Annotated in this window: 17 protein-coding genes and 1 rRNA gene; all 18 read left to right on the top strand. The window is 25.1% G+C overall.

The genetic code is table 11. The features are described from left to right. Positions 1 to 33 precede the first annotated feature (33 nt). Positions 34 to 142, top strand: a 5S ribosomal RNA gene (gene rrf, locus AWT72_RS04530). Between the two features lie 35 nt (positions 143 to 177). Next, positions 178 to 1,263, top strand: coding sequence for a Y-family DNA polymerase (locus tag AWT72_RS09465; RefSeq protein ID WP_067141475.1), 1,086 nt, complete (start codon positions 178 to 180; stop codon positions 1,261 to 1,263). Between the two features lie 212 nt (positions 1,264 to 1,475). Beyond that, the gene (gene dhaK / locus AWT72_RS04520; RefSeq protein WP_067141472.1) at positions 1,476 to 2,453 is read left to right on the top strand and encodes a dihydroxyacetone kinase subunit DhaK; all 978 of its coding nucleotides are present in this window, start codon (positions 1,476 to 1,478) and stop codon (positions 2,451 to 2,453) included. Positions 2,454 to 2,462: 9 nt separating this feature from the next. Then, positions 2,463 to 3,047: a dihydroxyacetone kinase subunit DhaL gene (gene dhaL, locus AWT72_RS04515; protein ID WP_067141469.1), complete on the top strand. Its 585-nt coding sequence runs from the start codon at positions 2,463 to 2,465 to the stop codon at positions 3,045 to 3,047. Beyond that, positions 3,044 to 3,433: a dihydroxyacetone kinase phosphoryl donor subunit DhaM gene (gene dhaM / locus AWT72_RS04510; RefSeq protein WP_067141467.1), complete on the top strand. Its 390-nt coding sequence runs from the start codon at positions 3,044 to 3,046 to the stop codon at positions 3,431 to 3,433. Before dhaL ends, dhaM begins: the two co-directional genes overlap by 4 nt. 33 nt (positions 3,434 to 3,466) lie before the next feature. After that, a complete protein-coding gene (locus AWT72_RS04505; RefSeq protein WP_067141478.1) occupies positions 3,467 to 4,180 on the top strand; it encodes an MIP/aquaporin family protein in 714 nt (237 codons plus the stop codon). 14 nt (positions 4,181 to 4,194) lie between these two features. Then, a complete protein-coding gene (gene glpK / locus AWT72_RS04500) occupies positions 4,195 to 5,709 on the top strand; it encodes a glycerol kinase GlpK (protein ID WP_067141464.1) in 1,515 nt (504 codons plus the stop codon). 9 nt (positions 5,710 to 5,718) lie between these two features. Next, positions 5,719 to 7,965 carry an FAD-dependent oxidoreductase gene (locus tag AWT72_RS04495; RefSeq protein ID WP_067141461.1) on the top strand — a complete coding sequence of 749 codons (2,247 nt, stop codon included), beginning with the start codon at positions 5,719 to 5,721 and terminating at the stop codon, positions 7,963 to 7,965. 132 nt (positions 7,966 to 8,097) lie between these two features. Beyond that, positions 8,098 to 9,552, top strand: a complete 1,455-nt coding sequence (gene pepD, locus AWT72_RS04490; protein WP_067141458.1) for a beta-Ala-His dipeptidase — start codon at positions 8,098 to 8,100, stop codon at positions 9,550 to 9,552. Positions 9,553 to 9,562: 10 nt separating this feature from the next. Beyond that, positions 9,563 to 9,712, top strand: a complete 150-nt coding sequence (locus AWT72_RS09645; RefSeq protein WP_197035163.1) for a hypothetical protein — start codon at positions 9,563 to 9,565, stop codon at positions 9,710 to 9,712. Positions 9,713 to 9,723: 11 nt separating this feature from the next. Beyond that, positions 9,724 to 11,190, top strand: a complete 1,467-nt coding sequence (locus AWT72_RS04485) for an aminoacyl-histidine dipeptidase (protein WP_067141455.1) — start codon at positions 9,724 to 9,726, stop codon at positions 11,188 to 11,190. Beyond that, positions 11,183 to 12,250 (top strand): ribonuclease M5, encoded by a 1,068-nt coding sequence (gene rnmV, locus AWT72_RS04480; protein WP_067141452.1) that lies wholly within the window; start codon positions 11,183 to 11,185, stop codon positions 12,248 to 12,250. The genes AWT72_RS04485 and rnmV overlap by 8 nt, the downstream gene beginning before the upstream one ends. Before the next feature lie 10 nt (positions 12,251 to 12,260). After that, positions 12,261 to 13,562, top strand: a complete 1,302-nt coding sequence (locus AWT72_RS04475) for a hypothetical protein (RefSeq protein ID WP_067141449.1) — start codon at positions 12,261 to 12,263, stop codon at positions 13,560 to 13,562. Positions 13,563 to 13,570: 8 nt separating this feature from the next. After that, positions 13,571 to 14,638, top strand: coding sequence for a hypothetical protein (locus AWT72_RS04470; protein ID WP_067141446.1), 1,068 nt, complete (start codon positions 13,571 to 13,573; stop codon positions 14,636 to 14,638). A gap of 19 nt (positions 14,639 to 14,657) precedes the next feature. Then, positions 14,658 to 17,507 carry a hypothetical protein gene (locus AWT72_RS04465; RefSeq protein ID WP_067141444.1) on the top strand — a complete coding sequence of 950 codons (2,850 nt, stop codon included), beginning with the start codon at positions 14,658 to 14,660 and terminating at the stop codon, positions 17,505 to 17,507. Positions 17,508 to 17,523: 16 nt separating this feature from the next. After that, a complete protein-coding gene (locus AWT72_RS04460; protein ID WP_067141440.1) occupies positions 17,524 to 18,435 on the top strand; it encodes an ABC transporter substrate-binding protein in 912 nt (303 codons plus the stop codon). Beyond that, positions 18,436 to 19,527, top strand: a complete 1,092-nt coding sequence (locus AWT72_RS04455; RefSeq protein ID WP_067141437.1) for an ABC transporter permease — start codon at positions 18,436 to 18,438, stop codon at positions 19,525 to 19,527. Beyond that, positions 19,520 to 19,664: ATP-binding cassette domain-containing protein (locus AWT72_RS10120; RefSeq protein WP_156413079.1), on the top strand; the 145-nt coding region annotated here is incomplete at its 3' end. The genes AWT72_RS04455 and AWT72_RS10120, both read left to right, overlap by 8 nt.

Below are 19,664 nucleotides of genomic sequence, written 5' to 3'. Positions count from 1 at the left end.
GAAAATCGGTATCTGCCAAGCAACACTATACAATTTGGTGACAATAGCTATAGGGAAACACCTAGTAACATACCGAACCTAGAAGTTAAGCCTATATACGCCTAAGATACTCAGTAATGGGGAAAATCGGTAGTTGCCAAATTTTTTTGTACATTTTATTTTTTTAAGGAAGTATATATGTTTTTACATTATGACATGGATGCTTTTTTTGCAAGTATTGAAAAAAGAGATAATCCTAATTTAAAAGATAAACCTGTTGTGATAGGTAAAAGTATAGTTTCAACAGCTAGTTATGAAGCAAGAAAATATGGAATTAAATCTACTATGATTATTCATAATGCACAAAGTAAATGTAAAAATTTAGTAATTATTAATCCAAGAGTTGAATATTATCATAAAGTAGGTAACGAAATTAGAGAATACATAGCTCGCTTTTTTTTAGTTACAGATTATATTTCATGTGATGAAGGATTTGTAGATATATCAAAAGTATTAGAAAAAAGATTTTTAAAATATAATATTAAAAGTGATAAAGATAAAATAAAAGAAATTTTAAATTTTGCAAAATTATTTAAACAAAAACTTGAAAAAAAATTTAATTTGCCATTATCTGTTGGTATAGGAGAAACTAAAAATATTGCTAAAATAGCAACTGAAGTAGATAAGCCAAATGGCATACATTTATTCTATAATCAAATAGAATTTATTGATTATGTTATAGATAAAAAAATCGGTATATTTCATGGAATTGGTAAAAAAACTATATCATTACTTATGGGTTTAGGTATACAAACTACGAGAGATTTACTAAAAAAAGATAAAATATCTTTAATTAAACTATTAGGAAATAGTCGTGGAAGTGATGTATATAATATAATTAGGGGTAATTATAGAAGTGAAAATAATAATAGAGTTCATGATAAATCTATCGCAAAAGAAAGAACATATTTTAAAGGTTTGAATAATTTAGATGATATATTACATGAATTAAAATCTTTTTCTAATATTTTAGCTAGTAAATTAAAAGAAGAGCAAAAATATACCCGAACTGTGAGTGTAAAAATAAGATACAGTGATAGAAGTATTATTACTAAATCTAAAACTTTTGAAAAAAAACTAAAAACAGAAGATGAAATTTTTGAAAAAAGTAAAAATATCTTATATACAATAGATAAAAAAGATGATATTAGGTTATTGGGAATATCGCTTTCTAATTTTTCAGATACTGATTATGAGTATATCAAATTATTTGAGCTAGAATAGTTCATAATGTGAAATTTTTATGGGGATGATTCTAAATAATTAATAAAATCAATGTGAAATTCTTACTATAAATATTAAGGTCAAAAAAATATAATAATAAATTATTTAAAATATAAATATCAAATTTTATTTTAATATAATGATATTATATTTTTTTTTTAAGATTTTCGGGGTATACTATATAAGATACTTTAAAAGAAGAGGTGAAATTTATGAAAAAAATGTTAAATCAAGTAGAAAATGTTGTAGAAGAAATGTTAGAAGGTTTAGTTATGTCTAATCCTAATGTGTACAAACTTGATGGTTTTAATGTAATTGCTAGAAAAAATAGAACTGAAAAAGTTGGAATAGTTTCTGGTGGTGGAAGTGGACATGAGCCAGCACATGCAGGATTTGTAGGATATGGACTACTTGATGCAGCTATATCAGGAGAAGTGTTTACATCGCCAACACCAGATCAAGTATTAGAAGGAATAAAGGCTGCAAATAACGGTAAAGGAGTATTACTAGTAATAAAAAATTACACAGGTGATGTCATGAACTTTGAAATGGCAGCTGAAATGGCGGCTATGGAAGGTATAGAAGTAGAAAAAGTAATAGTAAATGACGATATAGCAGTTGAAAATAGTTTATATACTGTTGGTAAGCGTGGAGTGGCAGGAACAGTATTTGTTCATAAAATTGCAGGAAGTGCAGCAGAAGATAAAAAAGATTTGGCTTTTGTTAAAGAAATAGCAGAAGAAGTAATAGAAAATACAAATACATTAGGTATGTCATTAGGTGGTTGTACAGTACCAGCATCTGGTAAAAAAAGTTTTGAATTAGATGAAACTGAAATTGAAATGGGTCTTGGTATACATGGAGAACCAGGAACTCATAAAGAAAGTTTAAAAACTGCTAAAGAACATGTTCAATATATGGTAAACAAATTATTAGAAGCTAACAATGTAAGTGGTGAAGAAGTTGCAGTTTTAGTAAATGGTTTAGGTGCAACAACTCTTATGGAATTATATATTATAAATAAAAATGTAGTAGATTTATTAAATGAAAAAGGCGTTAAAATACATAAAAACTTAGTAGGAAATTACATGACTTCATTAGAAATGCCAGGTTTTTCAATAAGTATATTAAAATTAAGTGAAAAAACAAAAAAATATTTAGATTTTGATATAAAAAATAATTTATTCTAGGAGATATAAATGGAAGTACTAAAAATAATAGACAAGATATGTGATAATTTAATAGAAAAAGCTGATTTATTAACTGAATTAGATAGAAAAATAGGTGATGGTGATCATGGTATAAATGTAAAAAGAGGATTTAGTGAAATAAAAAAGGCATTACCTACTTATGAAAGTAAATCAACAAAAGAAATTTTTAATTCATGTGCTATGATTCTTATGACTAAGGTAGGTGGGTCTTCTGGACCATTGTTTGCTACGGCATTTATGAGAGCCGCTACAAAAGAAAATTTTGTAGATATGTTAGCTGCTGCAACTGAAGGAATTGAAGCAAGAGGTAAGGCAAAAGTTGGAGAAAAAACTATGGTTGACATTTTAAGACCAGCTAGTGATACCTTAAATGGATTAATAAATGATGGTAAAGATTTAAAAACTGCAATGTTAGAAGTTGTAACAGAGGCTAAAATTAATTTGGAAAACACAAAAGATATAGTGGCAACAAAAGGTCGTGCTAGTTATCTAGGCGAAAGAAGTCTTGGTACAATAGATCCAGGTGCATATTCAACATACATTATATTAGAAACTATAGCAGGTGAATTATGATAGGAATGGTAGTAGTAAGCCATAATAAGTATTTGGCAGAAGAAACAATAAAATTAGCATCAATAATGAAATCTGGTGAATTTAATATAGTAAATGCTGGTGGAATGGTTGATAGTGAAGAATATGGAACTGACCCTATTAAAATAATGGAATGTATAAATCAAGCAAATAGTGGAGATGGGGTCATAGTTTTTTGTGAATTAGGTTCTTCACTAATGAATACACAAATGGCAGTAGAAATGTTAAATGATGATAAAGTAAAAATAGCAGATGCTCCCTTAGTTGAAGGACTAGTGGTAGGAGTTTCATCTAATAGTGAAGATAGTACATTAGAAGAATTATTAAATGAAATAGAAGAAGTGAAAAATTTAAAGAAAAGTTTATAATAAAGTATATAATATAGAAAGAGAGTGATGTATATGTCAATATTTTTAGCTGAATTTATAGGAACAGCATTGTTAATATTATTAGGAAATGGAGTAGTAGCAGCTTGTTTACTAAATAAATCAAAGGCAAAAGATTCTGGTTGGATAGTAATAACTTCTGGTTGGGCATTTGCGGTTTTAATTGGAGCATATTCAGTTGGTAGATTTTCAGGTGCTCATATAAATCCTGCAGTTTCTTTAGCATTGTTTACAATAGGAGTAATTACATTTAATCAATTAATAGTATATGTAGCAGCACAATTTTTAGGTGCAATGCTTGGACAATTATTAGTTGTAGTAACTTACAAACAACACTATGATGAAACAGAAAATACAGATTTAGTATTAGCAACTTTTTCAACAGGACCTGCAATTAGAAATTTATTCTATAATACTATAACAGAAATAATAGGAACATTTGTATTAGTTTTTGGAATTTTAATGATAGGACCACATTTTGCAAAAGAAGGATCATTTTTCACAATTTTCATAGTGGCTTTATTAGTATGGAGTATAGGTTTAAGTTTAGGTGGGCCAACAGGTTATGCAATCAATCCAGCAAGAGATTTAGGACCAAGAATTATTCACCAATTATTACCATTAAAACATAAAGGTAAATCAGATTGGGGATATGCATTAGTACCAGTAATTGGGCCATTATTAGGTGGTGTGTTAGCAGGACTTGCATTTATGGCATTAGGAGTATAAGAAAGGTAGAAATTATGAATAAAAAATATGTAATAGCATTAGATCAAGGAACAACTTCTTCAAGAGCGATAATTTTTGATAAAGAAACTAATATAGTTGATGTGGCTCAAAAAGAATTTACACAAATTTACCCTAAACCAGGTTGGGTAGAACATAATGCTATGGAAATATGGTCTTCTCAAAGATCAGTATTAACCGAAGTTATTGCAAAATCAGGAATTTCTTTGTCAGAAGTAGCAGCAATAGGAATTACTAACCAAAGAGAAACTACAATTATATGGGATAAAAAGACAGGGCAACCAGTATATAATGCAATAGTATGGCAATGTAGAAGAACAGCTTCAATTTGTGAAGATATAAAAAAAGATAAAGAATTATCAGAATATATAGTAGAAAATACGGGATTAGTAGTAGATGCGTATTTTTCAGGAACTAAAGTTAAATGGATATTAGATAATGTAGAAGGTGCAAGAGAAAAAGCAGAAGCGGGTGAATTATTATTTGGTACAGTTGATACTTGGCTAACTTGGAAGTTAACTGGTGGAGAAGTTCATGTAACAGATTATACAAATGCTTCAAGAACTATGTTATATAATATAAAAGAATTAAAATGGGATGATAAAATTTTAAAAGCATTTAACATACCTAAATCTATGTTACCAGAAGTAAAAAATTCAAGTGAAGTTTATGGACACGCAAAATTAGGAGCAACTTTAGGAGAAGCGGGTGGAACAACAATACCTATAGCTGGTATAGCAGGAGACCAACAAGCAGCATTATTCGGACAAGCATGTTTTAATAAAGGAGATGTAAAAAATACCTATGGAACAGGTTGTTTCATGTTAATGAATATAGGTGAAAAATATGTTAAATCTAATAAAGGTTTATTAACTACAATCGGTATAGGATTAAATAATAAAGTTGAATATGCATTAGAAGGAAGTATTTTTATAGCAGGTGCAGTTATTCAATGGATAAGAGATGAATTAAAATTAATAACAGAAGCAAGTGATACAGAATATTTTGCAAGCAAAGTTGAAGATAATGGTGGTGTTTATTTAGTTCCAGCATTTGTTGGTTTAGGATCACCATATTGGGACATGTATGCTAGAGGAACAATTATTGGATTAACTAGAGGTTCAAATAGAAATCATATAATTAGAGCAGCATTAGAATCTATTGCATATCAAAGTAAAGATTTAATAGAATGTATGAAATTAGAGTCAGGATTAAATTTAAATCAATTAAGAGTTGATGGTGGAGCATGTAAAAATAATTTATTAATGCAATTTCAAGCCGACATATTAAAAAAAGATGTGTTTAGACCTAAAGTAATTGAAACAACAGCATTAGGAGCAGCATTTTTAGCAGGATTAGCAGTAGGTTTTTGGAATAATAAGGAAGAAATTAATAATTATTGGAAACTTGACCAAAGATTTATTCCAAAATTGGATGAAGAAAAGGTAAATATGTATTATAATGGATGGAAAAAAGCCGTAACAAGAACATTATCATGGGAAGAAGAATAGGTAGATAAAATGAAAGATATAATTATTATAGGAGCTGGAGTAATTGGCTGTAGCATAGCCAGAGAACTATCAAAGTATAATTTAAATATTTTAGTTATTGAAAAAAATAATGAAGTATCTAATGAAGCTTCAAAAGCAAATACTGCAATAATTCATTCAGGATTAGACCCTGAACCTGGAACACTAATGGCTAAATTAAATGTAGAAGGTAATTCAATGTATGATAAGTTACATAAAGAATTAGGTTTCCCATTTATTAGAAATGGTTCCTTAGTTGTTGCTATGAATGAAGATGATAAAAAACATTTAGAAAAATTATTAGAGCGTGGAAACAAAAATGGTGTTCCCAACTTAAAAATAATAGAAAGAGATGAAATCTTAAAAATAGAAAAAAATATAAGTGATAAAGTCAAATATGCACTTTATGCTCCAACAGGGGCTATAGTAAGTCCGTGGCAATTAACAGAAAATTTAGCAGAAGTTGCTCAAAATAATGGTGTAGTACTACATTTATCAGAAAAAGTTGTTAGTATTAGTAAATGCAAAGAAGTATTTACAGTAAAAACTGATAAAAAAACATATAATTCTAAAGTTGTGATAAATTGTGCAGGTGTTTATTCTGATGATATTCATAATTTAATATGTGATAAAGATTTTGAAATAGTACCTGTAAGAGGAGAATATATAGTATATTCACATTTTGAAGGTTCAAAAGTTAAAGCAACAATATTTAGATTACCAAATGAAAATGGTAAAGGAGTTTTAGTAACACCAACAGCTCATGGTCATTTAATAGTAGGACCAACAGCAGATAAGATAAATAGTAAATGTGAAAGAGTAACAACAGTTAATACATTTGATTATTTACAAGAAAAAGCAGCAGAAAGTGTGAAAAATATAGATTATAAATTGCCATTAAGACAGTATGCAGGAATAAGAGCCAATTCTAATAAATCTGATTTTGTTATTTGTGAAGATAGTAAAATTAAAGGATTTATAGATGTTGCATGTATTAAATCTCCAGGACTAAGTTCAGCACCAGCCATAGCAGTTATGGTAACTGATATAATTAAGAAAACTGGAAGATTAGAATTTACTGAAAATAAGGAATTTAATCCTAATAGGAGAAAACAAGAAGTACTATATACATATACAAGCTATAAAAGAGATAAAGTAATTAAAGAAAATAAAAATTTTGGAGATTATATTGATAGACATGAAAATATAACTAAAGGAGATATAATAGATATTATAAAAAGAAATAGTGGTGCAACTACTTTAAATGGTGTAAAAAGAAGAACTAGATGCGGTGCTTCTGAATCACAAATGATATTTACTATGCCAAAAGTTATAGAAATACTATCAAAAGAATTGAAAATAAGTCCAGAAAGTATATGTTTAGAAGATGAAGGTTCATATGTATTAACTAAAAAAGCAAATTTAGATAATAAAGAAATACATTTTATAAACGAAAAATTTGATTTTGATGAATTAAAATCATCATATGAAACAATAATTTTAGGAGCAAGTATTGATGCTTTAAAAGAAGCAAATATTAGAGCTAATAAGGGTGAAGAAGTATTAGTAGTGGATTTATTAGATGAAATAGGTGGCTCAGTTTATGAAATGCTTAAATTCGAGACAGCATTAAGAGATATTTCATTAGATAAAATCAATAATTTAGTAAATTCTAAGGTTAAATATTTATTAGAAACAGCAGTATTTAATGTTAGAGAAAAAGATAATACAGTTGAATTAATATCAACTAAAGGTTATAAAGATATTAAATATACTAATTTAGTAATAGCATTAGGTTCTTATGAAGTAAATAGAGAAAACTTATATATACCTGGTTCTAGACCATCTGGAATATATACTTCAATGCAGGCAATAAGATTATTAAATTATAATAAATATCTATTTGGAGAAAATGTAGTAGTTTATGGAGATAGTAATGAATCTAATTTACTTATTGAAAGATTAGAAAGAGAAAAAGTTAAAGTAAGAAAACTTTCTTCTAATGATAAAGTAAGTGAAATTAAAGGATACCCAAGATTATCTAGTATAGTAATTAATGGAGAAACAGAAGTATTCTGTGATACATTACTTTTAAGTAAGGGGTATGTGCCTGATAATATTCTTGCAAAACAAATAGGTTTAAATATAGATAAAGATAATTATGTATTAGTAGATGATGATAATAGAACTAATATAAAAAATATATTTGCAGTTGGAAGTATTTCTAAAAAAATATAATTAAATATACAAGGCTTAAAGATAATATCTTATTAAGCCTTGTTTTTATATAAATACTTTTTGTAAATTAATGACAATATACTTAAAATAGTGTATAATTTAATAAAGTAAATAAGAAATGAGATGAAATATATGGAATTAAAAAAAATATACCCTGAAAGAGTATTTTATTATTTTGAACAAATATCAAAAATACCAAGAGAATCTGGAAATGAAAAGGCTATAAGTGATTATATAGTGGATTTTGCTAATAAACATAAGCTTTTTGTATATCAAGATGAAGCTTTTAATGTATTGGTTAGAAAAGAAGCAAGTAAAGGGTATGAAGCATATAATTCTATTGCCTTACAAGGACATTTAGATATGGTATGCGAAAAGAATAATGAAGTAGATTTTGATTTTAAAAATGAGGCAATTAAACTTCAAGTAGTAGATGGATTTTTAACAGCGGATGGAACAACGCTAGGTGCAGATAATGGTATTTTTGTTGCCATGGCTCTTGCAATATTGGAAAGTAATGAAATAAAGCATCCAGAACTTGAAATATTACTTACAAGTTATGAAGAATCTGGAATGATAGGGGCTAAAAAATTCGACATATCAAAAATAAAATCTAAGGTTTTAGTTAATATAGATAGTGAAGAATATGGAAGTATTTATGTAAGTAGTGCAGGTTCATTTATTACACAAAGTATATTAGAAATAGAGCTTGAAGAAACTATATTAAAAGATAACATATATACTATTGAAGTTAAAGGTCTACAAGGCGGACATAGTGGAATAGATATATCTGAAAATAGGGCAAATGCTAATAAAGTTTTGGCTGAATTAATATCTAATATTTCAACTATGTTTGATGTGAATATTATTAATTTTAATGGTGGGAGTAAAAATAATACTATACCAAGAGAAGCTATAGCAACTCTTGTTGTAAATGAAGAATATGATAAAATAAATCACATATTACAATTATTTACAGATTGTTTGAATTATCAGTATAAAGAAAGTGAAAAAAGTATACTTGCAGTATTACAAAAGGTATCGTATACTAATATAAAGCAACTAACAAATAAATCAACTAAAAAGGTTTTAGAATATATAAAAAATTACCCAACAGGTGTAATTAGAAAAAGTAAAGATATGGATAATTTAATACAAACTTCACTTAATTTAGCAATTGTAAAAACTAGTGATAATGATATGAAAGTTAATAGTTTAATAAGGGGTCTTAAACAAAAAGAGCAAGCTGATATTTTAGACTATGTAACAAAATATACAGAAAGATTTGGAGCAAAATTAACTATACTAGAAAAATACAATCCATGGGAATATAAAAAAGATTCTGAGATAAGAGAACATTTTTTTAATATATTCGAAAAACAAAATGGTTTTAAACCTAAAATAATGGCTATGCATGCAGGTCTTGAATGTGGAATATTTGCTATTAAAAATCCTAGCTTAGATATAATATCAATAGGACCAGATATTAAAAATCCACATACACCTGATGAGAAAATGAGTATAGAAGCGGTAGCAAATACATGGGATTATTTATTAGAAGCATTAAAAGAATACAAAGTAAAATAGGAAGGTAAAAATGGAATATTATAAAAAATTAATAATAAAAATATTAGATAGAAGTTTAGTAGGTTCTAGTGATCCTATACTAGAAAAATTAAAGAAAAATCATGATTTATCACAAGAAGATAGAAGATACTTAGAAGAATTATTAGATAATATATTGTAGGAGGTATTAAAATGAATTTAGAGAATTTGTATCCTGAAAGAGTGTTTCATCATTTTTTAGAAATATCAAAGATACCAAGGGGTTCAGGGAATGAAAAGGCAATTAGTGATTATTTAGTAGATTTTGCTAAAAAGCATAATCTTTATGTTTATCAAGATGAAAGCAATAATATATTAATCAGAAAAGAAGCAAGTAAAGGTTATGAAAAATATAAAGCAATTGCACTTCAAGGTCATATGGACATGGTTTGTGATAAAAATAAAAATGTAGAATTTGATTTTGAAAAAGAAGCAATAAAAGTTAAAGTAGAAGATGGATTTATAAAAGCAGATGGAACTACATTAGGAGCAGATAACGGAATTTGCGTTGCTATGGTAATGTCTATATTAGAAAGTGATGAAATAAAACATCCAAAACTTGAAATATTACTTACTACTGATGAAGAAGTATCAATGTCAGGAGCAGAAAATTTTGATATTACAAAATTAGAATCAGATATATTAGTTAATATAGATAGTGAACAATACGGTAGTATATATGTAAGTAGTGCAGGTTGTTCTGCAGTTGCAAGTACACTAGAATTAAATAGTGAACAAGTAACACTTAAAGATAAAATATATACTATAGAAGTTAAAGGTTTACAAGGTGGACATAGTGGTGGCGATATACACGAAAATAGAGCCAATGCCAATAAGATATTAGCTGAATTAATTTCTAAAATATCAATAATGTTTGATACTAATATAGTGGATTTCAATGGTGGGGCTAAAAATAATACTATACCAAGAGAAGCAATGGCAACATTAGTAATAAATGGAGAATTTAATGAAATAAATGATTTATTACAATTATCATTAGATGGTCTTAATTTTGCATTTAAAGAAACAGAAAAAGAAATGTTGGGAGTTTTAGAAAAGGTTGAATATTCTAATCAAAAACAATTAAATGAAACTAATACTGAAAGACTATTAAGATATATTCTAACTCATCCAACTAGTGTTATTAGAAAGAGTACTGAAATTGAAAATTTAATACAAACATCATTAAATTTAGGAATATTAGAAACAAGAGAAAAAGAAAATACAAAAGAATTTTATTTCAATAGTCTAGTTAGAAGTAGTAAGGCAAAAGAACAAAGATATATAGTTGATTATGTACTAAAATATGCAGAAAAATATGGAGCAAAAGGAGAAATATTAGACTTTTGTAATCCATGGGAATATAAAAAAGATTCTCCAATAAGAGATTATTTTGCAAAAGTTTTTGAAAAACAAAATGGTTATAAACCTGAAATATTGGCAATACACGCAGGTCTTGAATGTGGAATATTTTCTGAACACAATCCTAATTTAGATATAATATCAATAGGACCAGATATTAAAAATCCACATACACCTGATGAGAGAATGAGCATAGAAGCAGTAGCGAATACATGGGAATATTTATTAAAAATATTAGAGGGGTATAAGATTGATTAAATTAAATGGAATAATAGTGGTAGAGGGTCGTGATGACAAAACGGCCCTTAGCCGTGTATTAGACGCTAATATATTTATATTAAATGGCATGAGTGGTGCAAATAATAAAAAAATAGATGATTTAAAAAAATTAAGTGAAAATAATACAATCTATTTATTAACAGATCCAGATTTTGCAGGTATTAAAATAAGAGAAAAAATAAACTCTAAAATAGATGGTATTATAAATTTATATGCAGATAGAAAAAAAGCAACAAAAGATAAAAATATAGGCATAGAGAATATGAAAGATGAAGATATCATAGATATTTTTAAAAACATTAGATATGAAGAAAAGACTAATAAAGAAAAATTTAGTATGAAAGATATTTTGGATAATAATTTATCAGGTAATAAAGATTCTAAATTAAGAAGAGAAATTTTAGGAGAGATATTATCAATATCATATTCAAATACAAAGCAACTTTTAAAAAAGTTAAATGCTTTAAATATAACAAGAGATGAATTTGAAGATGCTTTGAAAAAAGTGGATGAAATGTATGATAAAAAAGATAAAAATGCTGCCATATTTGGTAAATTTTTTCCTGTACATAAAGGTCATATTAATTTTATTAAAACTGTTAGTAAGTACTGTGATAAATTATATGTTTTTGTATGCGAGGAAACTATTAGAGATAAAAAACTTTTTGAAGATTCAAGTCTACCTAAGTTTATAACAATAAAAGATAGAAAATTTTTTGTTGAAAAAGAATTAAAAGGTTATAAAAATATAGAAGTATTAACTCTTAATGAAGATGGTATTAAACCTTACCCAGATGGTTGGTTAAACTGGTCAAAAATAGTTAAAGAAGCAATAGAAAAATATGATATAAGAGTAGATATAGTGTTTACAAATGAAATTCAAGATGTTAAAAATTATGAAAAATATTTAGGTAAAAAAGCATATTTTATAGATAAAGATAGATTAGAATATAATGTATCATCAACAAAAATAAGAAAAGATATAGAAAAATATATTGAATATATTCCTAATAGTGTAAGAAAATTTTTTGGAATGTAGTGGAGTTAAAATGAAATATAAATTAGAAATTCATATAAAAGAAAAAATTAATATTAGTGATACTAATATTACAAAATTTATGATAGATATAGAAGAAAAATTTGAAGTATTAGAAAAGAAATGTAATTTTTTTGATAAGCAACCTATAGAAGAATATAATCCAAATAAGGTTAATTGTTTTTTGGAATATATTATAATAACTGACAATAATATATTTGAAAAAATGATGGAAGATTTTTTAAAAGAATTTAATTTTATAGAAAATTATACCTTGATAATACAAAATGAAGTTATAAAATTAAAGGAAATGATACAAGTAAATCCAAGACAAATAAATGATTTAGTAGATGAAGTTGATAAATTATTCTATATTAGATGCCGTTTGCAAGAAATTTCTAAATATTTACCAAGTAATGAAAAGAGAAAGTATGTAAGATTGCTTAAAGAATTATCATTAACTAAATATCATTTGAAATCTAGTATATTCAATTTAAGAGTTACAAACTTATTTTCTGAATTTTCAAAAATGGAGACTAGATTATTAGAATATGCAAAAAGTTTTGGAATAGAACTTAATTTTAAGTATGACATAGAAGACGTTAAATTAGATAAAATAATATACTATAAATTAAAGCCCGTATTTATTAATTTTCTTTATACCTTAGTAGATAGTGAAATTGATAAAAGAAATAGACTATTTAAATATGAAGCCTTATACATAGACATTAAATTTAAACAAGATTTTAATAAATTAAGGGTACAAATATACAGTAACCATATATTTGAAAATAAATTATATTCAAAAATATTTAATAATAATTTTTCAGAATTATCAAATAATGAAGAACAAAGAGAACAAGAATTATCTCTTTTAAATGTTTATAAAAGTATAAAAGATTTAGGTAAAATAAAATTAGTTGAAGATAATACTTTAATATTTAGTATAAAATTAGATTTTTTAATATTAGAAGCACTAATAATTAAAAATGATTTAGCCTATTTTGCATTAGATATAAATTCAGTAAAAGAAGTTATAGATTACAATTTAGAAAATATAACTGATATAAATAATATATTATACTATAACTCAAATGGAGTTTATTTACCTGTGCTTAATAAATGTACTAATGCAAAAAAACTAGTTATAGTAAAAATAAAAAATCAAAATTTTGCTTTTTTAACTAAGGAAGTACTATATGAAGAAGAGATATATGTAAGACCATTGAAAAATAATTCAAGAGAATATATAGGAGATTGTCTTTTAAAAGATACTAAAAAGGCCTTAGTTATTAATTTGAAGTCGTATATATAGGAGATATTATGGACAAAAAAAAGATAAAAATTTTGGAAAATGACAAAGAAATATTACATGAATTAGTAGATTTTTTATTAAAAGTAGTAAATCCTAATATAGAAGATTTCCAAGAATGTATAAAAAAAATAAATAAATTAGAAAATGATACATTTTTCTTATCTAATTTAAGAGATATAGATATTTTAAGTACAATAAAAAGAGTATTTCACATAATAGATAGAGATAAAACTACTTACTATGAATACAAATATATACTTTTTACTATATTATCAAGATTAGAAAAATTATATAATAATTATATAGAAAAGGGTATTGGAGAAAATGATAATATTACTAAGGTATTAGAAGAAGAAATTTTAAAATATCAAGAAGAAATAAATGAAATAATAGCAAAAAGGAATATAAAAAAGCAATATTATTATATCAAAGTAGAATTAGATACCAAAGTACCTTATTTTTACTTATCAAGAAGAACGATATTGCTAAATCTTTTAGAATACGGGAAACCATATAATTACACACCATCAACCTTAGATGATGATGCATATGAGTATTTTATACTTGATTTTCGTATAAATGATGAAACAAATGTGAATAAACTATTTGAGAAATTAAAGAAAAGTGATAATGCTATTTTAAATTATTCAATATTTAAAATAGAATCAAATAATAATTTATATAATTTAAAATTCTATATTAAAGAGGAGATAAATAAGTATTCTTGTTTATTCTTAGAAGGATTTAAGTTTATAGACATAATACATTATAGTAATTTTTATGACACATATATTGAAAGTAAAAATCAAAGATATTTATTAGAAGATGTATTTAAAATAAAAAATAAAGAAATAAATTTAATAACTATGAAAAAAATTAGTGATAGAGAAGTTAAAATATTTTTGCCTAACGGTATAAAAAATGATAACATAGATAAAATTAAAGATATCATAAAAAATATATTAATAGATAAAAATATTAGTGAAATAATTTATACTGGTGAAATTGATTTTAAAGCATATCAATTACTAGAATATTTAAAGAAAAGATATAATATAGAATACGGGAGATACTAAAAAAAAAGGAGAATTTTATATGAAAAAATACATGTTAAATTTTTTATTGCTTTCAGCAATTGTATCAGCAAAAGATAATGTTGATTGGAAAATAGGTACGGATTTTAGTGTATCTTATGGCTTAGAAGGTTTAGATCTTAATGTTGATAAGTATAGAACAATAAAAATGTTATTACCGAGAAATGCATTAGAAAATGAAGTAATACCAAAAAATTTAAATAAATTTTTAGATGCTTTAAAATTTGAAAATGAAAATAGCGGTATATATTATAATTATGTTATTAATAAACCCTTATATAAAAAAGAACCAGAGGATATAAAAAGTGTTTTACTTAGGGGTATTGTTTTTGATATGACTTTTTTAAATTTAGAAGTTGATATAAAAAATATAGGAACAAAAATAGGGACAAAAATAAAATCTACGCCAACTAGATATGGTTCAGATAATAAACTTGCAAAAGTAGATAAATTTTTAATATATTCAGATACAGAAACAAAACATTTGGACATGCATAATAAAATATTTATTAGAGCAACTGATAAAAATGTATTAGGTTTAGAAAAGTATTTTTATGGTGATTTAAAACCAGGTGCAAGTTTTGAGTTTGAAAGTATAGGAAAAGTTAGACCATACTTAAAACTTCCAGTTATACCAGAATTATCATATAGTTTAAATTTATCTAATAAAAATAAGAACTTTTCTTTAGCCCCAGGGATTTTATATAAAATTATAGATAATGAAAATGAAAAATTAGAAATATCAGCTAATTACCATGTTTCAAATTATAGTGGAGACATATTTGATAAAGATGAATTTGAAAAGGATTTAGTATCTTTAACTCCAGGTTATGATAAGGTTGATTATTTTAAAAATTGGGAGAAATCTAATAGTAATAATGTTGAATTAGGATATTTAGATGGCAAAAATGGAAGAATAAGGTCTATAGGACTTCCAACAGGTTCATTATATGGCGATAATGTAATGAAGATAATAACCCAAGAAGCCTTAAAAGCTATAGTGGCAGGATTAAAAAAAGAAGGTCTTGATGGAGAAATTAATGATATTTTAAATAGAATAAGAAATAAGGATAAAGATTTTGATTATGAGCATATTAAAAAAATATTAAAAAATATAGATAAATATAAAGGATTTACAAATAATTTTAAAGATAAAGAAAAGGCATTAATATTTTTTGAAGACGCTATAAAAAATATCGCAAAAGAATTAGGACTTAAACCAAATCAAGATATATCAAGTTTTGATTTATTAAATTATGTTCCAGATAATTTTCTAAAATATTTATTGACTAAAAAAGATAATGAAAATGTAGCCAAAATGTTAAGGACTGTAAATTTTTCAGACCCTAAATATTTATATAAACCGAACGGAAAAGTAACTATTGTAGATGATTTGCAGTATTTATTTCCTGATGAATACATAAAACCATTATATAAGGCATTACCTGCTAAATTTATAGTTGATGATGTTAATAAAATTATTTCACCTATTTTGGAAGAAATAAATCCAGTTAAAGATAGAATACTACATCATGTAAATAAAATTGATGAATATAATAGAAAACTTGAAAATTGCAGTAGTATTAATGTTTTTTGTAAGGGGAAATATGCAGGTAAATTAGCTGTTGCAACTGCAAAATTAGTTAATAATGCAAATGATATAGTGGGAGATCTTGCTAAAATAACTAGAAAATATAGACCTAAGGTTGAAGAAATATTTAATAAAACTGAAAAAATAATAGATAACTTATCAAGTGAAGAATACGGGAATTTAGAAAAGGCTAAAGAACTAAAAAAATCAATACATGAGGCTTTGACTTTATTTGATGACGTAGAAAAATTATCAAAAAATAATTATAAACTTTGGAAAGTTAAAACTCTAATTAAAACATTTAAACATGTAAAAGGGAATGTGTTACCTAAAATTAATAAATTTAAAGATGTAGAAGGAAATTATATTAATCCAGCATTAGATTTTGTAAAACCTATTTTAGGAAAATTAGTAGATAATATTGATGACATGATAAATGCACCACATAAAATTGATAATTTCCTAATATTTTCAGGATTAAATACTTATAAAGTAGAAAGAGATATAAAAAAAGATGAATATCTTTCTAATATTTTAAAAGATACGAAAAATTTTAAAGATACACCAGTTGGAAATGGTTTTAATGCTAATATAAACTATAAAAATAAAAAATATAATTTAGAAACAAATTTTAATATAGATGATACTTTTACAAAACACACTAATAAGTTTTCTGTTATTTCTAAGGTAAAATATAGTCCTAAGTTATTTGATTTAGAAACAAATGTATCTTTAATAGATAAACAAATAAATCATCCTAAAATAGTTTATAATAAATTAAGCATAGATACAGAATTAGGATTAAAATTTAAAATATATAATAGAAAAAAGAATTTTCTATTCAAACCAGGAATTAGTTATAGTGGAGAATACGGGTATATCACATATATAAAAGGTGGAACTCCAGTAACTGTATTTAAAAGAGATAAAAAAAATATGTTAATAAAAAGAGAAAATGCTCCATTAACATCAGATTCAACTTTTAATAGTATAAAAGCAGGAGAATCAGTAGATATTTCTAAGTATTCAAAACATTTATTTAAAGAAAAATTTGAAAAATATTTTGAAACAGAAGAAAAAAATGGACAATCAAGATGGGTAGGTTCTAGCCATTATATAGTCCCTAGTATAGATTTAATATATAACCCTATCAAAAATATTGAATTAAAGTATAATTTAATTGTACCTATTAAATTAAATTCATATAGATTTGATGGTATATTAATAAAAAATACTTTTGGATTAGCATATAAATTTTAAGTTAAGGAAGTGAAAAATGAAAAAAATTATAAATTTATTATCAATACTAATAATAACAGTATCATGTGGTAATAAAAATAGTGTTGAAAATAATAAAGAATACAAATACAAAATAGGTATAAGTCAAATAGCATCTCATAGTGCATTAGATGCAACAAGACAAGGATTTAAAGATGCATTTAAGGAAAATAACATAGAAGTTAATTTTATTGAAACAAATGCTAATGGAGATATATCAGTATCAAATTTAAATTCTAAAAATTTAGTAAATCAAAATGTAGATTTGATATATGCTATTGCAACTCCTTCTGCACAAGCAGCAAGTAATGCAACTAATACTATACCTATAGTATTTTCAGCAGTAACTGATGCTAAAACTGCAAATTTAGTTAAAGAAAATATAACAGGGGTTTCTGATTTTTTAGAGCCTAATGAGCAATTAAAAGAATTATTAAAAGTAAAAAAAGATATTAAAAAATTAGGATTTATATATAATTCAAGTGAACAAAATTCAGTATTTCAATTAGAAAGTATGAAAAATGCTGCTAAAAATTATGAAATAAAATTAATTGAAAAAAGTATAACTCAGGTTAATGAAATTTCACAAGCATTAGATGCACTAGCATTAGAAGTTGATGCTATATATACACCTGCAGATAATTTGGTAGCATCATCTATTTCATTAATAGCGGAAAAAGCATTAAAAAATAAAAAAATTACTATGGGTGCTGAAAAAGCACATGTAGATAAGGGAATACTTATGAGTATAGGTATAGATTATTATGAATTAGGTAAAATGGCTGGAAAACAAGCAATAGAGATATTAGAAACAGGTAAAAAACCTAGTGAAATACCTATTCAAAAAGCAGATAAATTAAAATTAGATATAAATGAAAATACAAAAAAAGAATTAGAATTGGAGTTTTAAATGGAGGCACTTATAGTATTTATAAAGGTATTACCTGAATCAATTAAATTAGGTTTAATTTATTCAATAATGGTAATGGGAGTATATATAACATATAAAATATTAGATTTCCCTGATTTAAGTGTAGATGGAACTTTTCCTTTGGGTGGTTTTTTGTTTGCGTATATAAGCATAAATTATAATTTTCACCCTTTTATAGGAATATTATTTGCCTTTATAGGTGGAATAATTGCAGGTTATATTACAGGATTATTACACATTAAGTTTGGTATAGATAAATTATTATCAGGTATACTTACTATGACAGCACTATATAGTATAAATGCTAGAATATTAGGAAAGCCAAATGCTTTTTTAGAGAGTAATCAAAGTTGGTTTTATATAATAGATTATGCAAATTATTTTAAATTATTTACTATTATTACGGTAGTATTATTAATTATAAAATTATTCTATGATAAAAGAATAAAACCTAATAAAAATGCCTTTATAAGTTTTGCTATATATGTAGTAATATATATTTTATCATTAATCTATATTATAAAATTTAAAGATATAAATATGTATCTATTGTTAATAATAGTATTTATAATTAAACTTATTATGGATTATATATTAACATCAAAAATTGGATTTATACTAAGGGCCTTAGGAGATAATGAAACTTTAGTAAGTGATTTAGGAGTTAGTGTAGAAAATATAAAATTATTTGGATTAATGTTATCTAATGGTTTAGTTTCAATATCAGGAGCATTATTTGCTCAATATATTAGAATTATTGATTTATCATCATCAGTTGGAACTATAATTATAGGATTAGCATCTATAATATTTGGACTAGGTCTAGTGAAAAGAACGAGAACAATTAATTATATTTCAATAATTATAGTAGGTTCTATAATTTATTATATAGTTATAAATTTTGCACTTAATTCACAATCATTAACTTCTGGTATATACCAAAGTTTAGGGCTAAGTATAGAAACAATAAATAGATTAACTATAAAACCTACTGATGTTAAAATAATAACTGCTTTATTCTTAGCGATTATACTTGGAATTGGTTACAAGAAAAGAGGTAAAAATGCTTAAATTAGAAAATATATGTAAAAAATTCACTACTGATTTAGGAGTAGAAAAAATTGTCTTTGATAATTTAAGTTTTACAGCCGAAAAAGGAGATTTCATAACTATAATTGGGTCTAATGGAGCAGGTAAGTCAACTTTTT

The sequence above is a fragment of the Oceanivirga salmonicida genome, from assembly GCF_001517915.1.
GTDB classification, from domain to species: Bacteria; Fusobacteriota; Fusobacteriia; order Fusobacteriales; family Leptotrichiaceae; genus Oceanivirga; species Oceanivirga salmonicida.
Note: the sequence above shows the minus strand (reverse complement) of the source record. Positions and strands in the feature narration are given on the sequence as shown.

Bases quoted from the DNA above. Each gene is read 5' to 3' on its own strand.
- AWT72_RS04455 (WP_067141437.1), top strand. From the start codon at position 18,436: ATGGAGGCACTTATAGTATTTATAAAGGTATTACCTGAATCAATTAAA.
- pepD (WP_067141458.1), top strand. From the start codon at position 8,098: ATGGAATTAAAAAAAATATACCCTGAAAGAGTATTTTATTATTTTGAA.
- AWT72_RS04505 (WP_067141478.1), top strand. From the start codon at position 3,467: ATGTCAATATTTTTAGCTGAATTTATAGGAACAGCATTGTTAATATTA.
- AWT72_RS04495 (WP_067141461.1), top strand. From the start codon at position 5,719: ATGAAAGATATAATTATTATAGGAGCTGGAGTAATTGGCTGTAGCATA.
- AWT72_RS09645 (WP_197035163.1), top strand. From the start codon at position 9,563: ATGGAATATTATAAAAAATTAATAATAAAAATATTAGATAGAAGTTTA.
- dhaL (WP_067141469.1), top strand. From the start codon at position 2,463: ATGGAAGTACTAAAAATAATAGACAAGATATGTGATAATTTAATAGAA.
- dhaM (WP_067141467.1), top strand. From the start codon at position 3,044: ATGATAGGAATGGTAGTAGTAAGCCATAATAAGTATTTGGCAGAAGAA.
- AWT72_RS04485 (WP_067141455.1), top strand. From the start codon at position 9,724: ATGAATTTAGAGAATTTGTATCCTGAAAGAGTGTTTCATCATTTTTTA.
- AWT72_RS04465 (WP_067141444.1), top strand. From the start codon at position 14,658: ATGAAAAAATACATGTTAAATTTTTTATTGCTTTCAGCAATTGTATCA.
- AWT72_RS04460 (WP_067141440.1), top strand. From the start codon at position 17,524: ATGAAAAAAATTATAAATTTATTATCAATACTAATAATAACAGTATCA.
- AWT72_RS04470 (WP_067141446.1), top strand. From the start codon at position 13,571: ATGGACAAAAAAAAGATAAAAATTTTGGAAAATGACAAAGAAATATTA.
- AWT72_RS09465 (WP_067141475.1), top strand. From the start codon at position 178: ATGTTTTTACATTATGACATGGATGCTTTTTTTGCAAGTATTGAAAAA.
- glpK (WP_067141464.1), top strand. From the start codon at position 4,195: ATGAATAAAAAATATGTAATAGCATTAGATCAAGGAACAACTTCTTCA.
- AWT72_RS04475 (WP_067141449.1), top strand. From the start codon at position 12,261: ATGAAATATAAATTAGAAATTCATATAAAAGAAAAAATTAATATTAGT.
- dhaK (WP_067141472.1), top strand. From the start codon at position 1,476: ATGAAAAAAATGTTAAATCAAGTAGAAAATGTTGTAGAAGAAATGTTA.